General features: G+C 43.2%; 15 protein-coding genes. 10 read left to right on the forward strand and 5 right to left on the reverse strand.

The genetic code is table 11. From position 1 onward, the window contains the following. Positions 1-186: 186 nt before the first annotated feature. The gene (locus C9991_RS09615; RefSeq protein ID WP_106812317.1) at positions 187-1,455 is read left to right on the forward strand and encodes an MFS transporter; all 1,269 of its coding nucleotides are present in this window, start codon (positions 187-189) and stop codon (positions 1,453-1,455) included. A 16-nt stretch (positions 1,456-1,471) separates the two neighbouring features. After that, positions 1,472-2,197, forward strand: coding sequence for a 16S rRNA (uracil(1498)-N(3))-methyltransferase (locus tag C9991_RS09620; RefSeq protein ID WP_106812318.1), 726 nt, complete (start codon positions 1,472-1,474; stop codon positions 2,195-2,197). A gap of 77 nt (positions 2,198-2,274) precedes the next feature. Here the strand turns inward: C9991_RS09620 and C9991_RS09625 are convergent, their stop codons facing one another. Together C9991_RS09625 and proS are read right to left on the reverse strand one after the other, a co-directional pair. Then, a complete protein-coding gene (locus C9991_RS09625; RefSeq protein WP_106812319.1) occupies positions 2,275-3,972 on the reverse strand; it encodes a putative transporter in 1,698 nt (565 codons plus the stop codon). Positions 3,973-4,140: 168 nt separating this feature from the next. Continuing rightward, a complete protein-coding gene (gene proS / locus C9991_RS09630; protein ID WP_106812320.1) occupies positions 4,141-5,622 on the reverse strand; it encodes a proline--tRNA ligase in 1,482 nt (493 codons plus the stop codon). Positions 5,623-5,823: 201 nt separating this feature from the next. Between proS and C9991_RS09635 the strand changes: the two genes are divergently transcribed. From C9991_RS09635 to C9991_RS09645, 3 genes are all read left to right on the forward strand, one after another. Next, entirely contained in the window at positions 5,824-6,498 is a 675-nt protein-coding gene (locus C9991_RS09635) for a YiaD family glycine zipper/OmpA-like lipoprotein (protein WP_106812321.1), read from the forward strand. A 182-nt stretch (positions 6,499-6,680) separates the two neighbouring features. Then, positions 6,681-7,421: a monofunctional biosynthetic peptidoglycan transglycosylase gene (gene mtgA, locus C9991_RS09640; RefSeq protein WP_106812322.1), complete on the forward strand. Its 741-nt coding sequence runs from the start codon at positions 6,681-6,683 to the stop codon at positions 7,419-7,421. 57 nt (positions 7,422-7,478) lie between these two features. After that, on the forward strand, positions 7,479-9,905 hold the full coding sequence (locus C9991_RS09645; protein ID WP_438269198.1) for an ATP-dependent helicase: 2,427 nt from the start codon (positions 7,479-7,481) through the stop codon (positions 9,903-9,905). A 138-nt stretch (positions 9,906-10,043) separates the two neighbouring features. On the opposite strand, the gene C9991_RS09650 is transcribed toward C9991_RS09645, so the two are convergent. Next, positions 10,044-10,928, reverse strand: coding sequence for a glucosaminidase domain-containing protein (locus C9991_RS09650; protein WP_106812323.1), 885 nt, complete (start codon positions 10,926-10,928; stop codon positions 10,044-10,046). Between the two features lie 186 nt (positions 10,929-11,114). Here C9991_RS09650 and fabD point away from each other — a divergent pair, with 186 nt between their 5' ends. The 5 genes from fabD (at position 11,115) to C9991_RS09675 (ending at position 16,256) form a co-directional block, all read left to right on the forward strand. After that, on the forward strand, positions 11,115-12,002 hold the full coding sequence (fabD, locus tag C9991_RS09655) for an ACP S-malonyltransferase (RefSeq protein ID WP_106812324.1): 888 nt from the start codon (positions 11,115-11,117) through the stop codon (positions 12,000-12,002). A 7-nt stretch (positions 12,003-12,009) separates the two neighbouring features. Continuing rightward, positions 12,010-14,145: an alpha-amylase family glycosyl hydrolase gene (locus tag C9991_RS09660; RefSeq protein WP_106812325.1), complete on the forward strand. Its 2,136-nt coding sequence runs from the start codon at positions 12,010-12,012 to the stop codon at positions 14,143-14,145. A 38-nt stretch (positions 14,146-14,183) separates the two neighbouring features. Further along, positions 14,184-15,059, forward strand: a complete 876-nt coding sequence (gene pdxS, locus C9991_RS09665; RefSeq protein ID WP_106812326.1) for a pyridoxal 5'-phosphate synthase lyase subunit PdxS — start codon at positions 14,184-14,186, stop codon at positions 15,057-15,059. Positions 15,060-15,079: 20 nt separating this feature from the next. After that, the gene (gene pdxT, locus C9991_RS09670; RefSeq protein WP_106812327.1) at positions 15,080-15,646 is read left to right on the forward strand and encodes a pyridoxal 5'-phosphate synthase glutaminase subunit PdxT; all 567 of its coding nucleotides are present in this window, start codon (positions 15,080-15,082) and stop codon (positions 15,644-15,646) included. 187 nt (positions 15,647-15,833) lie between these two features. Continuing rightward, complete coding sequence (locus tag C9991_RS09675) at positions 15,834-16,256, forward strand: hypothetical protein (protein WP_157949430.1); 423 nt, start codon at positions 15,834-15,836, stop codon at positions 16,254-16,256. Positions 16,257-16,319: 63 nt separating this feature from the next. Here the strand turns inward: C9991_RS09675 and C9991_RS09680 are convergent, their stop codons facing one another. Further along, on the reverse strand, positions 16,320-19,322 hold the full coding sequence (locus C9991_RS09680) for a helicase-related protein (RefSeq protein ID WP_106812329.1): 3,003 nt from the start codon (positions 19,320-19,322) through the stop codon (positions 16,320-16,322). A 12-nt stretch (positions 19,323-19,334) separates the two neighbouring features. Then, positions 19,335-21,083: a phospholipase D-like domain-containing protein gene (locus C9991_RS09685; protein WP_106812330.1), complete on the reverse strand. Its 1,749-nt coding sequence runs from the start codon at positions 21,081-21,083 to the stop codon at positions 19,335-19,337. Position 21,084 lies beyond the last annotated feature (1 nt).

Raw genomic sequence — 21,084 nt, forward strand, 5'->3', positions numbered from 1 at the left:
GATATTTTTTTGAATTGACAAAGCTAAAATGCGTATATGTGCTAAGATACAGATTTATTTTTGATATTTTTAATCAATATGCCTATTCCACCCATTTTGATTTTGTGTATTTTATTGTCTAATGTTGTCTTTTTTCTGAAAAAGATAGTATCTTTGCAAGATAATAAAATTACTTAAATACCTATTATGAATTTGAAAGTACGTTTGGCAGTGATGAACTTCTTGGAGTTTGCTGTCTGGGGAGCCTATTTGACATCTATGGGCCGTTATCTTGGAAACATCGGAATGAGTACCGAAATCGGCTATTTCTATTCCTTGCAAGGCGTTGTGTCTATCTTTATGCCTGCCATCATGGGCATTATAGCCGACCGCTGGGTTCAGGCACAGAAGTTGTTCGGCATATGCCATCTTCTTGCTGGTGTGTTTATGCTCATGCTGTCGTGGTATGGCTATACTGAGGGCCAAAATGCATCCTTTGCTACCGCCTTCTTGTTGTACGGTCTTTCGGTAGCTTTCTATATGCCAACGCTTTCGCTTGCCAACTCGGTTGCCTATAATGGTTTGGCATTGGCAGGAATGGATATTGTTAAGGATTTTCCGCCAATACGTGTGTTTGGTACTATCGGCTTTATATGCACAATGTGGTTTGTCGACCTAATGGGCTTCCAGGTCAATCAGATGCAGTTCGTTACATCAGGTGTGCTTGGTTTTATATTATGTGCTTATTCGTTTACACTCCCTGCTTGCAAGACTGCGGCTAAGGGTGAGAAGAAGTCGGTTGCCGAGGCTTTCGGATTGAAAGCTTTCGCTCTGTTCAAACAGAAGCGAATGGCTATATTCTTTGTATTCTCGATGTTGCTTGGTGTAAGCTTGCAGATAACAAACAGTTTTGCCAATCCGTTTATCAGCAGTTTTGCTGCTGTTAAGGAGTATGCCGACACGTTTGGCGTTCAGCATGCCAACATCCTTATATCGTTGTCGCAGATAAGCGAGACAATCTGTATATTGCTTATTCCGTTCTTTATGAAGCGCTATGGCATTAAGAATGTGATGCTTATTGCAATGTTTGCATGGGTATTGCGCTTTGGATTGTTCGGCGTAGGTAATCCAGGCTCGGGTGTATGGATGTTTGTTCTGTCTATGATTGTATATGGAGTGGCATTCGACTTCTTCAATATCAGCGGTTCGCTCTTTGTTGAACAGAATACCACAGACGATATCCGTTCGAGTGCGCAAGGTGTGTTCTTCTTGATGACCAACGGTATTGGTGCCACAATCGGTACTATAGCCGCACAGAAGATAATAAACCACTTTACACATGGCGAGCTTATCGATGGACAGTTCTACACAGTTGGCGAGTGGCAGACATGCTGGTTTATATTTGCAGCGTATGCCCTTACCGTAGCTGTTTTGTTTGCCTTTATCTTCCGCACCAAGAAGGAAGTGAAGGCTTAATGATAGATATTGGTAAATGAAGGAAATTAGATATTTTTATGTCCCAAATGCTTCTTCCGCTGGCGAACTGCCAGAGGAAGAAGCCAAACATGCAACACGTGTGTTGCGCCTGCAATGTGGCGACCAGATGATTCTTGTTGATGGTGAGGGTGGCTTGTTTAACTCAGAAGTTAGCGTGGTGTCAAACAAGCATTGCCTTTATAATATTGTGGAGACATTGCCTTGCCAGCGTGAGTGGAATGGCCGTATAGCCTTGGGCATTGCTCCTACAAAGATGATGGATCGCATAGAGTGGATGGCAGAAAAAGCTACTGAGGTTGGTTTTGACGAGATTAGTTTTCTTGATTGTCAGTTCTCCGAGCGTAAGACATTACGTACAGACCGTATCGACCGTATTGTGGTATCGGCTATGAAGCAAAGTCATAAGGCATGGAAACCTCAGGTAAACGAGATGATGTCGTTTGACAAGTTTGTTTCAGAACCACGCGAGGGACGTAAGTTTATAGCTCACTGTTATGAGGAGATTGAACGTAAGGACTTGTGGCTTGAGCTTCAGAACACTCCGGTAGAAGAGCCTGTAACGATATTGGTAGGACCTGAAGGCGACTTCTCTATAACAGAGGTTAGACTTGCTATGAAGCATGGATACGAACCTATAAGTCTTGGACGCAGCCGACTGCGTACTGAGACAGCGGGTCTTAGTGCTGTGATGATGGCTAATCTTTCTAAACGACAGATGTAATACTTATTTATACAAACAAAAAAACGGGAACCTCCTTTATGGATGGTTCCCGTTTTTTGTTTGTATGATTTATATTTTTATCCGCAGCAGAAAAGCACAATGAGCTGGGCTGTTAAGATACGCAGGAACATGCTCAATGGATAAACTGTTGAGTAGCCAATAGCAGGAGCCTCGCGCGAACAGACAGAGTTGGCGTAAGCAAGTGCTGGTGGGTCGGTGCATGTACCGGCAAGCATACCCATAATAGTGAAGTAGTTGAACTTGAACTTAATTCGGGCTATCACACCAATGATGATGATAGGAATGATTGTTATCAAGAAACCAGTGAATACATACATCAAGCCGTCGCCTTCTACTACTGTGTCCCAGAAGTGTGCGCCTGCCTTAACGCCTACGCTGGCAAGGAATAGCACCAAACCAATTTCGCGAAGCATCATATTGGCTGATGTTGTGGTGTATGTATTAAGCTTCATGCGGTGTCCGAATCGGCCAATGAGGATAGCGATGATAAGCGGACCGCCAGCTATACCGAGCTTCATAGGTACAGGCATGCCTGGGATAGCGAAAGGAATGCTACCAAAGAGAATACCAACAATGATACCAATGAAGATAGTGGCGATGTTAGGAGTGTCAAGACGCTTAACAGAATTACCCATCAAGTCGGCAATGCGGTTTACGTTGTCTGTAGGACCAACCACAAGTAACTTATCACCTACCTGGAAACGGTAGGTGCGTGATGCGAACATATCCATACCCTGACGAGATACTCGTGTAACGGTAACACCATATACACTTGAGAAGTGCATCTTGCCGAGCTCCTTACCGTTCATTGACGGGTTGGTTATGACGATACGCTTAGATATAAGCGGCTGGTTGCTCTGGTCTTCTGTCCATGTCTGTTCTGTCTCAGGACCAATGAAGGCCTTGATAGCCTCGGCGTCAACAGCAGCGCAAACAACAAGAACCTCGTCGCCCATCTGGAATACATCATTAGAGCTTGGAATAGAAACATTGCCTTCGTGCAAGAGACGTGAGAATACAACGTCGCGGTTCAAGAACTCGTTAATCTGCTTAACTGTACGTCCTGCAAGGTAGGCATTGTCTACCTTAAGGTGCATCTGTAGAGGTTTGGTGTGAACATTCTCGCCCTCTTCCTCATTAAGTTCTTCTTCCTCATCGGCAAGCTTAGTACCTGTAATGAAACGTACTGCGATGGTAGCGCCAATGATGCCAAGTACACCAAGAGGATAAGCGCAAGCATAGCCTGCGGCAATCTGTGGTATATTGCCATTTGTTGCTTTCCATACCGACTCAAGAGCCTCATTGGCAGCACCAAGACCTGGAGTGTTGGTTACAGCTCCATACATTGTACCCACCATCATAGGCAAGTTGGTCTTGTCGTTAGTGTCGAAGAAGATAAAGTAGCATGCAAACATCACTGCCACGTTAAGCAGTACCAATGATGTTGAGAGCAAGTTTAGCGTTACACCGCCCTTCTTGAAACTTTCAAAGAAACCAGGACCTACCTGCAAACCAATGCAGAATACGAACAAAATAAGTCCAAAATCCTGAATAAAGCTTAGGATGTTGGTAGGGGCAGTAAAGCCGATGTGGCCTGCCACAATACCGGTAAAAAGCACGAATGTAACTCCGAGCGAGATGCCTCCAATCTTTATCTTACCCAACAATATGCCGACAGCGATAACTATGGCGTAGAGTAGGGCGATGTGGGCAACGGACTCGGTATTCGTAAATAAATTGATTATCCAATCCATTGTTTATAAATTTAATATTAAAGAATTAGTAGTGGTTATTGGGGTTAATAGCAATAGATTTTTATATCTTTATATAGGTATGTGTACCATATATAAATATAAAAATGTGTAAGTTGAGACAATACCGTTTGTGGTATTGTCCCAACTATACATTATGTATACTATTAATTAGTAGCTACGTGCAATAAGCACACGCTGTGTAGCTGGCTTGCCAGAAACCATATCTACACCAGGAGTCTGCTCGAACATGAAAGGCACGCAACGGATAGTGGCCTGAGTTTCCTCCTTTATCTTAGCCTCGGTCTCTGCAGTGCCGTCCCAATGGCAAAGGAAGAAACCTCCATCCTTGATGCGCTCCTTAAACTCTTCGTAGTTGTCGCACTCGTAGATGTGCTCGTTTCTGAAGTTGAGAGCTTTCTGATAGATATTGTCCTGAATATCATTAAGCAAGTTCTCAACATATGCTGCGATGCCGTCGATAGAGCGTGTCTCCTTCTCCAATGTATCGCGACGCATAATCTCAAGCGTACCTTCCTCAAGGTCGCGCGCACCCATAACAAGGCGTACAGGAACACCCTTAAGCTCGTAGTCGGCAAACTTGAATCCAGGACGCTTGTTGGTAGCGTCGTCATACTTAACGCTGATACCCTTAGCTCTCAACTCGTTGATGATAGGAGTGAGCTTCTCTGTAATGGCAGCCAACTGCTCATCGCCCTTAGATATAGGAACTATAACAACCTGTATAGGAGCGAGCTTTGGAGGAAGTACAAGACCATTGTCGTCAGAGTGGGTCATGATAAGAGCACCGATAAGACGTGTAGAAACACCCCATGAAGTAGCCCATACATATTCAGGCTTATTGTCCTTATTGAGGAATGTAACGTCGAAAGCCTTTGCAAAGTTCTGTCCAAGGAAGTGTGATGTACCACTCTGTAGAGCCTTGCCGTCCTGCATCATAGCCTCAATAGTATATGTGTTCAAGGCACCAGCAAAGCGCTCGGTCTCGCTCTTAACACCCCGTACTACTGGTACAGCCATCCACTTTTCTGCAAAGTCGGCATACACATGAAGCATCTTCTGTGCTTCTTCCTCAGCCTCTTCGCGTGTGGCATGTGCTGTATGGCCTTCTTGCCAAAGGAATTCAGATGTGCGGAGGAAAGGACGTGTACGCATCTCCCAGCGCATAACGTTGCACCACTGATTGCACATCAAAGGCAGGTCGCGATAAGAGTGAATCCAGTTCTTGTATGTGTTCCAAATGATAGTCTCGGATGTAGGACGTACAATGAGTTCTTCCTCAAGCTTAGCTGCAGGGTCAACCTCGATGCCAGTCTTATCGTCATTAACACGCAGACGATAGTGAGTTACTACGGCACACTCCTTAGCAAAGCCTTCAACGTGCTCGGCCTCACGACTAAAGAATGACTTAGGGATAAGTAGAGGGAAATAAGCGTTCTGTGCACCTGTTTCTTTAAACATAAGGTCCAACTGATGCTGCATCTTCTCCCAAATAGCATAGCCGTAGGGTTTGATGACCATACATCCGCGTACTGCGGACTGTTCTGCAAGATCAGCCTTGGCAACGATGTCGTTATACCACTGGCTGTAATTCTCCGAACGTTTTGTCAGATGTTTTAATTCTTTTGCCATTATATATATTATATTGAATGTTTATGCAATTTGACTTTGACTTTTTATAGTTTATATCAATAAAGTCATAATTTACGGTGCAAAAATACAAAAAAATGTTGTAATATAGTCACACTATCGAAAAAACCATTATCTTTGCAGCATTAAAATATGGTGCAATAACCATTGATAATACATTTTTAACATATAGATTATAGTAAAATGAATAAAGTTACAGGAATTACATTGGCAATGGGCATGCTTGCTGTTGTCAGCTGTGGAACAAATCAGGGTACAGGTGCATTGATAGGTGCTGGTGGTGGTGCCATTGTTGGTGGTATCATTGGTAAGTTGGCAGGTAATACAGCCGTAGGTGCTGCAATTGGTGGTGCTGTAGGTGCTGGTACTGGTGCTATTATTGGTCGTCATATGGATAAGGTAGCCGAGCAGGCTAAGCAGATTGAGAATGCAAAGGTTGAGAAGGTTCAGGATGCAAATGGTCTTGAGGCTGTTAAGGTTACTTTCGATTCGGGTATCCTTTTTGCTACAAACAAGGCTGACCTCAACGCTTCTTCTAAGAGCGCTTTGGCTAAGTTCTCTAATACATTGAAGAACAACAACCTTCTGTCGGTTGATATTTATGGTCATACAGACTCTACTGGTAACGATGGCATCAATATTCCTTTGAGCAATAAGCGTGCACAGAGCGTAGCCAACTATCTTAAGCAGTGTGGTGTTTCTTCATCACAGTTCAAGAATGTAGCAGGTAAGGGCAGCTCAGAGCCAGTTGCTGATAACTCTACAGCAGCAGGTAAGCAGCAGAACCGTCGTGTAGAGGTTTATCTCTATGCAAGCAAGGCTATGGTTGATGCAGCCAACAACGGTACATTGAATTAAATCAACTTAACGAGAGGCAGGCTCTAAATGTTTGCTTCTTGATTATATATCCTTTTAGGATAGATATGAACTTAAAGATTAAGGCAGCGTGTTTGTGCACACTGCCTTAATTGATATAAAGAAAGTTGGTCGGTTTTTCTGTTTGTTGTCAGAACCGACTAATATGAATAGAGTAATAAGCTATGAAATTTGGTATTGTTTCCAAAGTTATAAGATGGGCGTTGGCATTGTTCTTTAGTTCGACAATTCTTGCAGTTGTAGCCTACCGATTTATACCCGTATACATAACACCGCTTATGGTTATACGTTGCTTTCAGCAAATGGCTGATGGTCAGACTATCAAGATGCACCATCATTGGGTGTCGCTTGATGATGTTTCGCCACATCTTCCTGTTGCTGTAATGGCAAGCGAGGACCAGCGTTTCTTGATACATCATGGTTTCGACTTTGATGCCATTAAGCATGCCGCTCGTCATAACCGTTCGGGCGAAGGCAGAAAGATGGGAGCAAGCACAATATCTCAGCAAACCGCTAAGAATGTATTTTTATGGCCAGGCCGTAGTTGGACAAGAAAGGGTTTTGAGGTTTATTTCACAGCCCTTATAGAGATTCTATGGGGAAAGCACCGTATAATGGAAGTATATCTCAACTCTATAGAGATGGGCGATGGCATATATGGAGCTGATGCTGTGGCAAAGCATCACTTTGGCAAGACAGCAAGTGAGTTGTCGCGTTCGGAATGTGCATTGATTGCAGCCACACTTCCTAATCCTCGTAAGTTCGACAGCAGTAGTCCGAGTGCTTATATACGTGCACGTCGTGGCAAGATTGAGCGCGAGATGAAGTTTATTCCCTCATTCCCGAAAGAAGGAACCGATTACGACCCGTCGACAGTATCTGGTGGTATCTACCACAAAAAATAGTTTCTATAAGTAAATAACAGTACTTTCTCAAGTGATGTTTTTTTAAAGAACAACTTAATGTATCACTTGCGAGACTATAACAAACAAACAACAACAGTGAATTCCTTACTCTCTTCTCTCAACGAAAGCCAGCGAGCTGCAGTAGAATATATCAGTGGTCCCGAACTTGTAATTGCTGGAGCAGGTTCAGGCAAAACGCGTGTCTTGACATATAAGATAGCCTATTTGCTAAGTCAAGGCATAAAGCCGTGGAATATATTGGCGCTGACATTTACCAATAAGGCGGCAAAGGAGATGAAGGAGCGCATTGCCGCACTTGTTGGTGCCAATGATGCACATTATCTTAATATGGGCACATTCCACTCGATATTTCTGCGTATATTGAGAAACGAGGCAGAGTTATTGGGTTTGAATAGAAATTTTACCATATACGACGATTCCGATTCGCGAACCCTAATCAACTCTATTGTTAAGGAGATGCACCTTGACGACAAGACGTACAAGGCTGCTAATGTGTTGTCGCGTATCGGAATGGCTAAGAACAATCTTATCACTCCCGAATCGTATAGTGTGGACACGTTCTTGCTTGAACGCGACCACCGTAGCAACATGCCTAAATTGTCCGAAATCTACCGTATGTATGTAATACGTTGCAAGAGCGCAAACGCTGTGGATTTTGACGATATGTTGATGTATACATACATGCTCTTTAGAAACCATCCTGAAGTGTGCCAGAAGTATGCCGAGCGATTCAAGTATATCCTTGTAGATGAGTATCAGGATACCAACTATGCCCAACAAAGCATAATAACACTTCTTACGCAGTACCATTCCAATATATGTGTTGTTGGCGATGATGCCCAAAGCATATATGCCTTTAGAGGTGCCAATATCGACAATATACTGAACTTCCAGAATATATATCGCGACTCGAAGTTGTTCAAACTTGAACAGAACTATCGAAGCACACAGAATATTGTGAATGCAGCCAACTGTCTGATAAAGCACAACAGTCGACAGATAAAGAAGAATGTGTTTAGCGAGAACCAGCAAGGCGACAAGGTTGTGCTTAATATAAGCTATTCGGACAAAGAAGAGGCTGCCATTGTGTGTAATGAGATTAAACGTCTCGACAAGCGCGAGCAAGTTGCTTATGGAGACATAGCTGTGCTTTACCGCACAAATGCACAGAGCCGATTGTTTGAGGATGAGCTTCGTCGTGAGAATATACCTTATCGTATATATGGTGGTATGAGTTTCTATCAGCGTAAGGAGATAAAGGATATTATAGCCTACTTCCGTATGGTAGCCAATCCTGACGACGAGGAGGCTTTGAAGCGTATCATAAACTATCCAAAGCGAGGCATAGGTAACACAACAGTTGACAAACTAATTGCTTCGGCGCGTAGTTATGGGGTAGGGCTGTGGTCTGTAGTAAACAATCCTACTGCATATGTCGCAGGTATAGGTCCGGCTGTAGCGCGCAAGGTTGTGGCTTTCCACGATATGATTGATCAGTATATCGAATTGGCGCAGACAATAGATGCTTATGTTCTTGGCAAGCGCATCATTGAAGAAACCGGATTGGCAAAGGCCATAATGGCAGATGGCGATGATGATGCCAATGAGCGTATTGATAATATAGAGGAATTTGTGTCAGGATTGCGCGACTTTGTTGATACAAAATTGGAAGAAGGTTATACGAGCGAGATATTTATATCTAACTTTCTGCAGGAAGTGGCTCTTATGAGTGATGCCGACAAGGATGATGATGATACGGATAATGCAGGCAATAGAGTTACGCTTATGACGATACATGCCTCAAAGGGTTTGGAGTTTAAGGCGGTATTTATTGTAGGAGTAGAGGAGAACATATTTCCAAGTCCACGCTCATGCGAGTTTCCTCAGCAGTTGGAAGAAGAGCGTCGTCTATTCTATGTAGCCATAACACGTGCAGAAAAGTTCTGTTTTATCTCTTGTGCCAAGAGCCGTTATCAATATGGCAATATGATGTTTAATGAGCCGAGCCGATTCTTGAGAGAGATAAATTCCGACTATATGCTGGTTAATGGAAGACTTGGGTCTAACAGAATTGATGATGGAAGCGATAGATATAGTGGTTCGTTTGGCGACGAAAGGCAAACATCTGCTAATGTCAAGCCTTCACCATTTGGCAATAGACAGATGTCGGGCAACAATCGACCGACATCTAACAGTAATAGACCCATGCCAACCATAAGTTATGGCAGTTTTAGGAAAATAAACTCTTCGGCTCCTAAGCCAAGCACAAGCAGCAAACCCTCTAATCCAACGCTTGCTATAGGCACGGTTATAGAGCATATGCGTTTTGGCATAGGCACAGTTGCAAGTGTGGAGGGTAGTGGAGAGAACGAAAAGGCAATGGTGAATTTCGAGAATGCGGGAACAAAGACGTTGCTGCTTAAATTCGCTAAATATAAGATTGTTGGTAAAACCGAAAAATAAACTACATATTATTATATAAGGTATATCAGTTACGGCTTGCATCAGTATCACGCAAATGCCAAATTATCAGAGGCTAATTATTGCGTGAAACGGATGCAAGCCGTAACTCTTATTTCCTATTCTGATTAGAACAATTGATTAATATACAATCAGTCTATCGCCTACATTTATCTCATAATCAGGCGACAGCTTGTTCTTCTTGTACAGACTCTTAAGCTGTATGCCATATCTTTGAGCGATAGTGTACATGCTCTCGCCAGCTTTAACCACATGCGGTCTGTTCTTGTATACACGTTCTGCTTTCTTGCGTTTCTTCTTAAGATAAATCACGTCACCAGGCTGTAGTACCGACTTTTTGTTTCTTTCGTTATATCGAGCCAGTTTCCCACTTGATATACCTACCTCTTTGCTAATCGACTTAAAAGAGTCGCCAGCTACAGCTATGACATAATAGTTGCGGTTGTAAGCCTTTATAGTATGAAGCATTCCGCTCGGACCAGGTCGGTCTTCAGATGCGTGCTTTGCCATAAAATGGTCGTAGCGTGTAGCCACATCATACTTGTTGAGGTTGTACAACTCAATAATCTGTATCAGTTTTGTGGCATATTGAGGATTAGTGGCATATCCACATTGCTTAAGTCCGCGCGACCATCCCTTGTAGTCGCGTCTTGACAGAGAAAACAACCTTGCATATCTTGTCTGTGTTGCCAAAAAGCGGCTATGGTCTTCATAGCTTTGCCTTGCGTTGTCGTAAGCTCTGAAGCATTCGCCTGCAGCATCGTCGTCGTGATAAGTTCTGCGACCAGTCCAACCATGACATTTAATACCGAAGTGATTGTTGCCCGAACGTGTCAAATCGCTTCTTCCAGCTCCACTCTCAAGCAAGCCTTGCGCCAGTGTTATACTGGCAGGAATGTTATATTTAAGCATTTGCTCTATCGCCAAATCCTTATATTGGTCAATGTATGTTTGGTATGCCGAGTTCCACTTAATCTGCGCCAAAGCGCCTTGCACATTAATCATTGTGCACAATAGGGCAATTAATATACTTGTTGCTCTTCTATTCATATTTAATGTATTTTTCTGAACTAAATGCAAAGTTAATGCTTTTCATCAACAAAACATCATTCATATATTATGTTTTGAAACATTTTTTTGTACCTTTGCAATTAGAAACATATAACAAATTATAATATATAAAAAAAAATTATGAAAGCATTTGTTTTTCCTGGACAAGGTTCACAATTTGTAGGTATGGGCAAGGACCTGTACGATTCTAACGACAAAGCAAAAGAACTTTTCGAGAAGGCCAACGAGATTCTTGGCTTCCGTATTACCGATATTATGTTTGCCGGAACTGATGATGAGCTTAAGCAGACCAAGGTTACACAGCCAGCTGTGTTCCTTCATAGCGTAATCTCTGCCATCTGTCTTGGCGACGACTTTGCACCAGCTATGGTTGCAGGTCACTCTCTTGGCGAGTTCTCTGCTCTTGTAGCTTCAGGCGCTTTAAGCTTTGAGGATGGTTTGAAGCTTGTTTACAAGCGTGCTTTGGCAATGCAGAAGGCTTGCGAGGCTGCTCCTGGTACAATGGCTGCTGTTATTGGTTTGCCAGACGAGAAGATTGAGGAAATCTGTGCAGAGTCAAGTACAGATGGCAACATCGTTGTAGCTGCCAACTACAACTGCCCTGGTCAGCTTGTTATTAGTGGTAATATTGATGCTATCAATGTTGCTTGCGAGAAGCTTAAGGCAGCAGGCGCAAAGCGTGCATTGCCTTTGAAGGTAGGTGGCGCATTCCACTCTCCACTTATGCAGCCTGCAAAGGAGGAGCTTGAGGAGGCTATCAAGTCTACAACAGTATCGGCTCCTAAGTGCCCAGTTTACCAGAATGTAGATGGTATGGCACATACCGAGCCTGCAGAGATAAAGGCAAATCTTATTGCTCAGCTCACAAGCAGCGTTCGTTGGACAACAAGTGTGCTTAATATGATTAAGGATGGCGCCGATGACTTCACAGAATGTGGACCAGGCAAGGCTCTTCAGGGTATGATTGGCCGTATTGACAAGACTGTTAGTGCTCATGGTATCCTCTAAATAAAATATGGGCAATCAGAAGATAATAATATACCAAATCTTCACACGTCTTTTTGGCAACCGTACCAATGTATGCAAGCAAAATGGTACGATTGCCGAAAACGGCTGTGGAAAGATGAATTTCTTTACCGATGATGTTCTCCGGCAGATACGTTCCAAGGGATATACACACGTGTGGTATACTGGAGTGATACGTCATGCTACTGCTACCGATTATTCGTCGTACGGCATTCCACGCCAGCATCCTGCTATTGTAAAGGGCAAGGCAGGCTCGCCTTATGCCATTACCGACTACTATGATATCGACCCCGATATTGCAGAGAATGTTGACAAGCGTATGGACGAGTTCCTTAAACTTGTTGACAATAGCCACCGCAACGACCTGAAGGTTATTATGGACTTTGTGCCCAACCATGTGGCACGTCAGTATAAGTCGATTGCCAAAGGCAAGGGAGTGCGCGATCTTGGCGAGGATGATGACAAGACAAAGGCTTTTGATGCAAACAACAACTTCTACTATTGCGTCAATACACCTTTCTCTCCAAACATAGACCTATATGGCGGAGAGGCTCAACCATATAGCGAGTTCCCTGCTAAAGCTACAGGTAATGATCAATTCTGTGCATCTCCAAGTTGCAACGATTGGTACGAAACCGTTAAGCTGAACTATGGTGTTGACTATTGCGACGCAGGCGGACGCTCCGAACACTTCGACCCAATACCCAATACATGGCACAAGATGCTTGACATTCTGCTATATTGGGCATCAAAGGGTGTAGACGGTTTCCGTTGCGATATGGCAGAAATGGTTTCTACTGCCTTCTGGCATTGGGCTATAGAGCAAGTCAAGAAAGCTCATCCTGCAATGATATTCATTGCCGAGGTTTACAATCCATGGGAGTATAAACACTATGTAGAGGCAGGCTTCGACTATCTATATGATAAGGTGGGAATGTACGACACAATGCGTGGTGTGATTTGCGGCAACTGCCCAACATCGCAGATTACCACAGCATGGCAATGGGTAGACAAAATTAGCAACCACATGCTCTACTTCCTCGAGAATCATGATGAGCAACGCATAGCGAGCGACTATTTTGCCGGCGATGGCTTCAGAGCCTATCCTGCATTGGCTGTCAATATGCTTATGCGTTCTAATCCATTCATGGTGTATGCCGGACAGGAATATGGCGAGCGTGGTATGGACAGCGAGGGATTCAGTGGTAAGGATGGACGTACCACCATATTCGACTATTGGACCGTTCCTTCTCTTCATCGTGCACTTGTAGCAAAGGAGTCTACTGCAGACGAGCACAAGCTTTCTACCATGTACGACCGCATATTGTCTATAGCAAGCACAGAGAAGGCAGTGGGCGAAGGACAGTTCTTCGACCTTATGTACGTAAATGGGCATATAGCACAAAAGCAGTATGCCTTCATACGCAAGGCCGACAACGAGATGTTGCTTGTTGTAGCCAACTTTGCCAATGAGGCTGTAAGCGTCAAGGTAAACATTCCTGAGCATGCCTTCAATTTCTTGGGCATACCCAAGAGCGACATTTTAGGCACGGATATGGTAAGACAGTCTACGGTAAAGGCTAACTTCAAGACAGACGACTTTGTGGATGTGGAGATTGGTGCCAACGATTGTAAAATCATTAAATTCAACTTGAAGATGGATAGCGATATTACATTCAACGAACACAATAAGGAAGAGTATCCCCCTGCACATACTGCCGAGCACCTTCTCAACCAGACTATGGTCAGGATGTTCGGATGCAAGCGTTCGGACAATGCGCACATAGAGCGCAAGAAGAGTAAGATAACCTTCATCATCGACCACAAACCGTCGCGCAAGGAAGAGAAGGCTATCGAGGATCGTATGAACGAGCTTATCGATGCCGACCTGCCTGTAAGATACGAGGTGGTTGACCGTGACAACCTTCCTAAGGAAGTGGATGCCAACCGTCTGCCTGCTGACGTGTCCGAGAAAGTGCGCCTTGTATACATTGGCGACTATGATGTGTGTCCATGCATAGGCAAACACGTTAGGTCAACATCGCAGATAGGACGCTTCGTAATGCTTGGTACCAACTGGGACGAGATGAAACATGCCTTCCGCATCAGATTCAAAATTGTTTAAGAAACCTATATTTATACATTAATTTATTTAAAGTTATCATGACAGAAAATAGACAAACACTTAACCGCAACTTGGCTCAGATGCTTAAGGGCGGTGTTATCATGGACGTTACAACTCCTGAGCAGGCCAAGATAGCCGAGGAAGCAGGAGCATGTGCTGTTATGGCTCTTGAGCGTATCCCCGCTGACATCCGTGCAGCAGGTGGCGTGTCACGTATGAGCGACCCTAAGATGATCAAGGGCATCCAGAAAGCTGTGTCTATCCCAGTAATGGCAAAGTGCCGTATTGGTCATTTTGCCGAGGCACAGATTCTGCAGGCTATTGAGATTGATTATATCGACGAGAGCGAGGTTCTCTCTCCAGCAGATGATGTTTACCACATTGACAAGAACAAGTTTGATGTTCCTTTCGTATGTGGAGCCAAGAACCTTGGCGAGGCTTTGCGCCGTATTGCCGAGGGTGCTACTATGATTCGTACAAAGGGCGAGCCGGGTACTGGCGATGTTGTTCAGGCTGTACGCCATATGCGTATGATGCAGAGCGAGATTCGTCGTCTTACATCTATGTCTGAGGACGAGTTGTACGAGGCTGCAAAGCAGTTGCAGGTTCCTTACGAGCTTGTAAAGTATGTACACGAAAACGGTAAGCTTCCTGTAGTAAACTTTGCTGCCGGTGGTGTAGCTACACCTGCCGATGCTGCTCTTATGATGCAGCTTGGTGCCGAGGGCGTATTTGTTGGCTCTGGTATCTTCAAGAGCGGCGACCCAGTAAAGCGTGCTAAGGCTATCGTTCAGGCAGTTACCAACTTCAACGACCCGAAGAAGCTTGCCGAGTTGTCTGAGGACCTTGGCGAGGCTATGGTAGGTATCAACGAGCACGAGATTGAGGTGCTCATGGCCGAGCGTGGCAAGTAATTCTTAAAGGAGACAGTATAATGAGAGTTGCTGTATTGGCACTTCAAGGTGCCTTCATAGAGCACGAGCGTATGCTCCAGCGTCTCGGTGTCGAAACCTTTGAGATACGCCAGCTGTCTGATTGGCAACAGCCTAAGGATGGTCTTATTATTCCGGGTGGCGAGAGTACAGTTCAGCTTAAGCTCCTTAAGGATCTGGGGTTGCTTGAGCCTATCGTATCTGACATAAAGAACGGTTTGCCAGTATTTGGTACATGTGCCGGACTTATACTTCTTGCTAAGACTGTTGAAGGCCAGCAGTTCAGTCGTATATCCACAATGGATATAGATGTGCGCCGCAACGCCTATGGTCGACAGCTTGGAAGCTTCTATGTGGAGAGCAAGGTAGAAGGTGTTGGCGATGATGTGCCAATGACATTTATCCGTGCCCCATTTATCAAGAGTGTATCGGGCGATGCTAAGGTGCTTGCTACTGTTGACGGACATATTGTTGCCGCACAGCAGGGCAAACAGCTTGTTACCGCATTCCATCCCGAACTCAATGATGATACTCGCATACACCAGTACTTCGTTGATATGATGAAGTAATGGTTAGGTGTAAATAACATAAAAAGGGTGCGCCCAAACTCAAATTCCCGTGAGTTTTGGCGCACCCTTATGTGTTGGTATTACTTTGTTTTATTGTCAAAGTTTCTTATATTTTTATTCTCATACTGTGCAATATTCGCTGCACTTTTGCATTTTAATAGTAGTGATAAACATAAAACAAATAATTATGAGAAGAAAAATTTGGTTGCTGTTACTATTTATCATTCCGCTTTTCTTGTCGTCTTGTACAGAAGAAGATGGCAAATGGGAGCCCATGAAATGGAGAAGTGAGGTTAAGAAATCAAGTGATGGCTATTATCAGGTGTCGCGAGATGGCGGTACATTTGTTTTCCAATGCAAGAACTACAGTCTGTTTTGGCCTATTGAGGTTAAAGAATCCGAAGAAGGAGGCATCGAAAAGAGCTTTAGATCCGAATACAACAATAGCCAAATCACATCTATAAAGTCTGATTGGCTTACAGCAAAGTGCGAAGGCAGTAAGCTGACAGTAACGATACAGCCAACAACATCTAAATGTTGTCGCTTCTTCAAACTCTCGATAGAAGCAGGTGATGTCGGTGATGATTTTTGCTTCAAGCAGTCGTATTAATATTATGCAGATAGGCTTCCTTCAAGTTGTAACGCTTGAAAGGAAGCCTAACTGCTTTTCTATTTATTTTTTGTTTTTAGACATATTATTATTTCTGTTGAAGGGACAAAGGTCGAACAGTAATTTGTTTATTTGATTCTTGTTCACTTTTCCTTCAAGCATTTGCAGCAGTTCCTCCTGTCTGGGCTGACCCATAGTAAGCCTATAGAGCGAAAGTACCTTTATAAGGCGATTGTATTTTGCCACATCCTCGCTCATCGGGTACATTGGCACTATGCGTTCTATCTTTTCTGTGTCAATATCCTTAAACCGCTCATCGTTTAGAGGCAACCACCAGAATGGAACCATTTCGGGATTATTGCCTTTCAACTCTAATGACGCCTTTACGAACATGTCGTCCCAATTGAATATATCTTTATATAGTTTTGCAATATTTCTGCGCACACTCAGACACTTATACCTATTGATGCGTCCTTCACGTTGCTCCAAACTCTGCGGATTGGATGGCAAGTTCCAATGTATCATCTTCCTGCAATACCAATGAAAATCAAGTCCCTCTTGTCCAACAGACGTAGAGGCAAGAACGAATGGACGGAAAGGACTGTTGAAGGCTGAACGTATATTGGTGGCACTATTAACATCCTTCTCGGTTTGTCTTGCGCTTCCGAAATCTACAGCAAAGTGTTTGCGCATAGAGAATTTCTTGTCTGTCCCGAATGTCTGAATGGTATTTACAGGTTGAGGTATGGCAGATGCAAAAGACTCTATCATTCTCTCCACAATGTAGTCTGGTTTCCTTCTCTCGTCAATCATATGTACAAATTCGTCGAGTACAGCCTGAAGATTGCCCATTATACAATAGTCAACTACATTTTGGAAATAATTGCTGTGCGACTTGCAATTGGTGGTTACGGCAGCAATACCTTGACGATTGTTGAACATCTTAATCAACTCTTTTGCCACTTCCTCGGCATGTTGTTTTGCATCTGTGTCACCAATTCTCCTGAATGTACGGTATAGACACATGGCTGGTGAGCCGATAGCCATTTCTGCTAATACTTCCTCAGCGTTTTTCGGAATATTTCTGATTTCTGTATCAGCATTGTCAAAGGCCAAAAGCAATTGGTAAATATCCAGTGAGCTAACCCTCCTAATTTCCTTTCCGTTATATTCTTTCAGTTTATTGCCAACCTTCCTCTTTACATCTTTCTTTATATTGCCCAAAGACATTCCATAACACTCTTCAGGATTGTACATATCTGCCAATACGGTTGATACAGTATGCATGATAGAAAGAGCCTTGGTTTTTCCCTTAGCGTTATCGCTATCTCTCAGACGCTGCGAGTCTCCTTTGCTGTCATATGTAATGTTGCTTCTGCGCAACAACCGTCTCTCTACCTCGTACGATATAAGGCACGAAAGCATCTTTGGCACCATACCCCATGACGAGAAAACTAAATACTTAGAAAATGATTTGTTTCTCGTGAAAACATTTGGTTGTTGTGTGTAGTATGGATGAGAGGCGGATACCCATAGCATCGACTCCACTCCTGTTGATGTTTTCCCTTTACCGAAGATAGTGTCAATGGTGAAACTAAGTTTTGCATTATTATAGTTCTCGAGATTATAATTCTCTATATCATCTCCATTGAGCAACAGGCAGTCTTTCTTTATTCCTTTTCTTGCACCATCATTCCATAGCTCGGCTATAACATCTTTCAGTTTATAATTATCCATAAACGAAAGCTGAAAAGCCGACGACTTAGTGTAATCCACTGGAGCTGAGTAAATGTTCTTGCCCAATTTTCTGCAGTTGTCTATCAAGTGCTGCATCTGTAGAAATGAAGTTATGTCGCCTACAGAAAGATAATCGTCAATCTGAGGGAGTATTTCATGGATGATGCCATTGTTCGAACGTTCTGTTCTACCCATTACATTGTATAGCATATTCTCAGCCTCTTGATGCGTATGGCAGATTGTTTCGTCAGTCTCCTTATCAAGATTCTTTAGAACAGAAGAGTAGTTGCGCCAAATAATCTTAAACTTCTTGCCCTCCTCATTACTTGCATTTAGGAAATTCATAAGATGATGAAAATCCCTATACTGTTCGTCGTTGTTGCTGTCGTTGAGTTCTTCAAGTGTAGTGTATGGCTTGTATGGTGTTGCCGAAAGCAATAGAATGTAAGTGTCTTCCTTGGCAAAGAACTTACGTGCTATCATGTTTTCCTCAGTTTCGGCATCTTTGTCTGTATCAATCAATGAACTGAATTTCTGAAATTCGTCCATGATAACCAGGTCGGGTTTCATTATCTCAAGACTGATGTCTGCAAACATTTTGCGAAGCTTGATAGTGAAATCATACACATCGTTCTTCCATTGCAGGTTGCGTTCTGCGTTGCACAGATTGACAAGATGTTGTAATAAGGTTTCTTCGCCATAAAAAGATTGGGATAGTTTTGAGGTCATAGCCTTAACAATAACCTCTCTATACTCTTCCATATTAGGTTTGCTCACCTCTTTATAATAGTACACACTCATCCCTTTCCATGCTTTAGGTGCAAATCCTACCAACAATTCAGACAGACTATCAAGCATCTCTTGTGACTTAAACTCATCAAGAAGAGACAAGCATGCATACATCAAGGCTCTTTCGTTTACACTACCCGTACCCCATGTCATTTGGAAAGACGTGGCGGGAGTGAGCGAAAGAACAAGAGTGTCCTTGCCTTTTGCTTGCAGTTTTGCTTTCTTGTGATAATACACAAAATGCTGCATAGACAGTCTGCTTTGCGACAAATCCACCTTTTCTCCATCGTCTGATAATGTGTCTATATTCTGTTGTGCAATCTGAAGGTTGCAACATACATATACTATGCAATACAGACCGTCGTCCTCAAGAACCTCCTTAGCCAGCTCTTCTTTTACCCTACGCACCACCTCTGATGCTACTGTTGTCTTTCCAAGACCAGCTTCATCGGCTACAAGCACACGTCTCTGTCCTTTTTTATATGCGTCAAGTACATGTTCGGCTGTTGCAACCTGAAAATCCAATGGCTTATTCTTCATTGTATGTCATCCTTAATTTAGCGCTTTTACAAACTGCTTATACATCTTGGTGAATGAGGAAGGCACAACATCATCGCCCAATCTGTCTACCAATGCTTCTATCTCATAAATCTGTTTAGGATTTGTTGCCGCTATCCTCAACATCTTTTCATATAGATTCGGAAAATCCATTTTCTCATCCGATTTGTTTCCCGTGCTTCCTGTTATCTTAGGCAACAGTTCGCTTGAGATATATTGCAAAGGAGCATCGGTAAGCATAAGCTCTATGTATCTGTAGAAGTCATTTTTTGTCTTTATTATGCCTTTTACTATATTTTTGTCTCTTTCTGCAGGCATGCCCGATGTCTCTATTTTCACTATAGCCTCGTGCCTTACTCCATCTGCCGACGTTGCTGCAAGTATGTAGAACTCAGACAGTTCGTCGATATTCATGTCTTCGAATACCACCTTGCCAGTCCATCGTTGCATCATCTCCTTCTTTTGAAGAGGAGCAATAAACACATCATTAGTCAATTCTCTTTCGTTAGATACAACCGTAACTGAATATCCACCATGACGATGGTGTGTGATACGAGCTTTAATATCCTCGGCACACATCAAAGTCTTCATAGCCGATTCTGCCGCATCCCATTTCATTGTTGTCGATGCATTGTCGTTAGGCTCATTCAATGGCATGAACCTACTGTCTTTATTGTCTTTCTCGTAAAAGTCGCCAAGTAACTGGGCAGAGCGTGTATTGCCATATCTGTACTTCAGTCTTAGCAGAAATTCTCCATTCCTTTCAAATGCCGTAGTAGTGGCGTTTGCCGAACCCAGATATAAATACTGTTCATTGCGGTTGTTCCATATCTGATACATCTTGGCATGCAGATCCATACCTCTGCTTGCCAAATCATCAAGCGTAACGTAGATGCCTCCTTTGTTGGCAAACATGTTAAATATGTCTTTGTCCACATACTCTTTTCTTGTAATAAGTATTCGTTTGCATTTGTTTTCGGGGTTAAGTCTTGCGAGCATTTTTTTGTCAACAAAAGGCGAGACGATTATGCTTTCTGTGCCAACAAGATAGTCTTCCACCGAACCCACCCCAAAATCATAATCAAAGAGGTATGGGAAGAAGTCATAATCGTCAAAAGGGGCGTCAACATCAAAACCCTCAACACGCTCCAAGTCGTTAGCAAGTTTCAATACCAATTTCTTTTGCCCGTCACAAATGTTGGATTCCTTAACAACCGATTTGATGAACTGTATTAATGGCAGATGTTTCTTGTTTCTTACAGATGCAGGTCCAACCTTGCCTGTAAGACAGGCTATACAGTCAATAGTATCTGTATAAGACAGGTTTCGGCTTGTTACGATAAGTTTCAACAGCACATCCCGCTTGTCGTCGTTGCTTATTTCTCTTATCAACCAAAGCTTAGGATGGAAATTTGCCTTGATATTATACTTGTCAAACACTTCGAAGATGTTTTTTTCCATCATCGAATAAACCTTCCTTATAGACGGAGGCACAGCAATGCCACCTTTATTGCAGAATACAACAACCTTGTCGCTACACTTGGTAATGGCATCAAGCAGCAGATAAGGAGATTGCATGGATTCTTCATCCATATCGCCAAGCATGCCAAACGCAAGATAAGCTGTAAGCATGGCATCAAAACTGAGGCTATAGGTCATGCCCATAGCAAAGTCTGTTGTATAACCATAAGTTGGCGAAAGCAAGTCGCCATACAGATGTTCTTTTAGTATTTTTTCGGCCATA

The sequence above is a fragment of the Prevotella merdae genome, assembly GCF_900290275.1.
Lineage (GTDB): Bacteria > Bacteroidota > Bacteroidia > Bacteroidales > Bacteroidaceae > Prevotella > Prevotella merdae.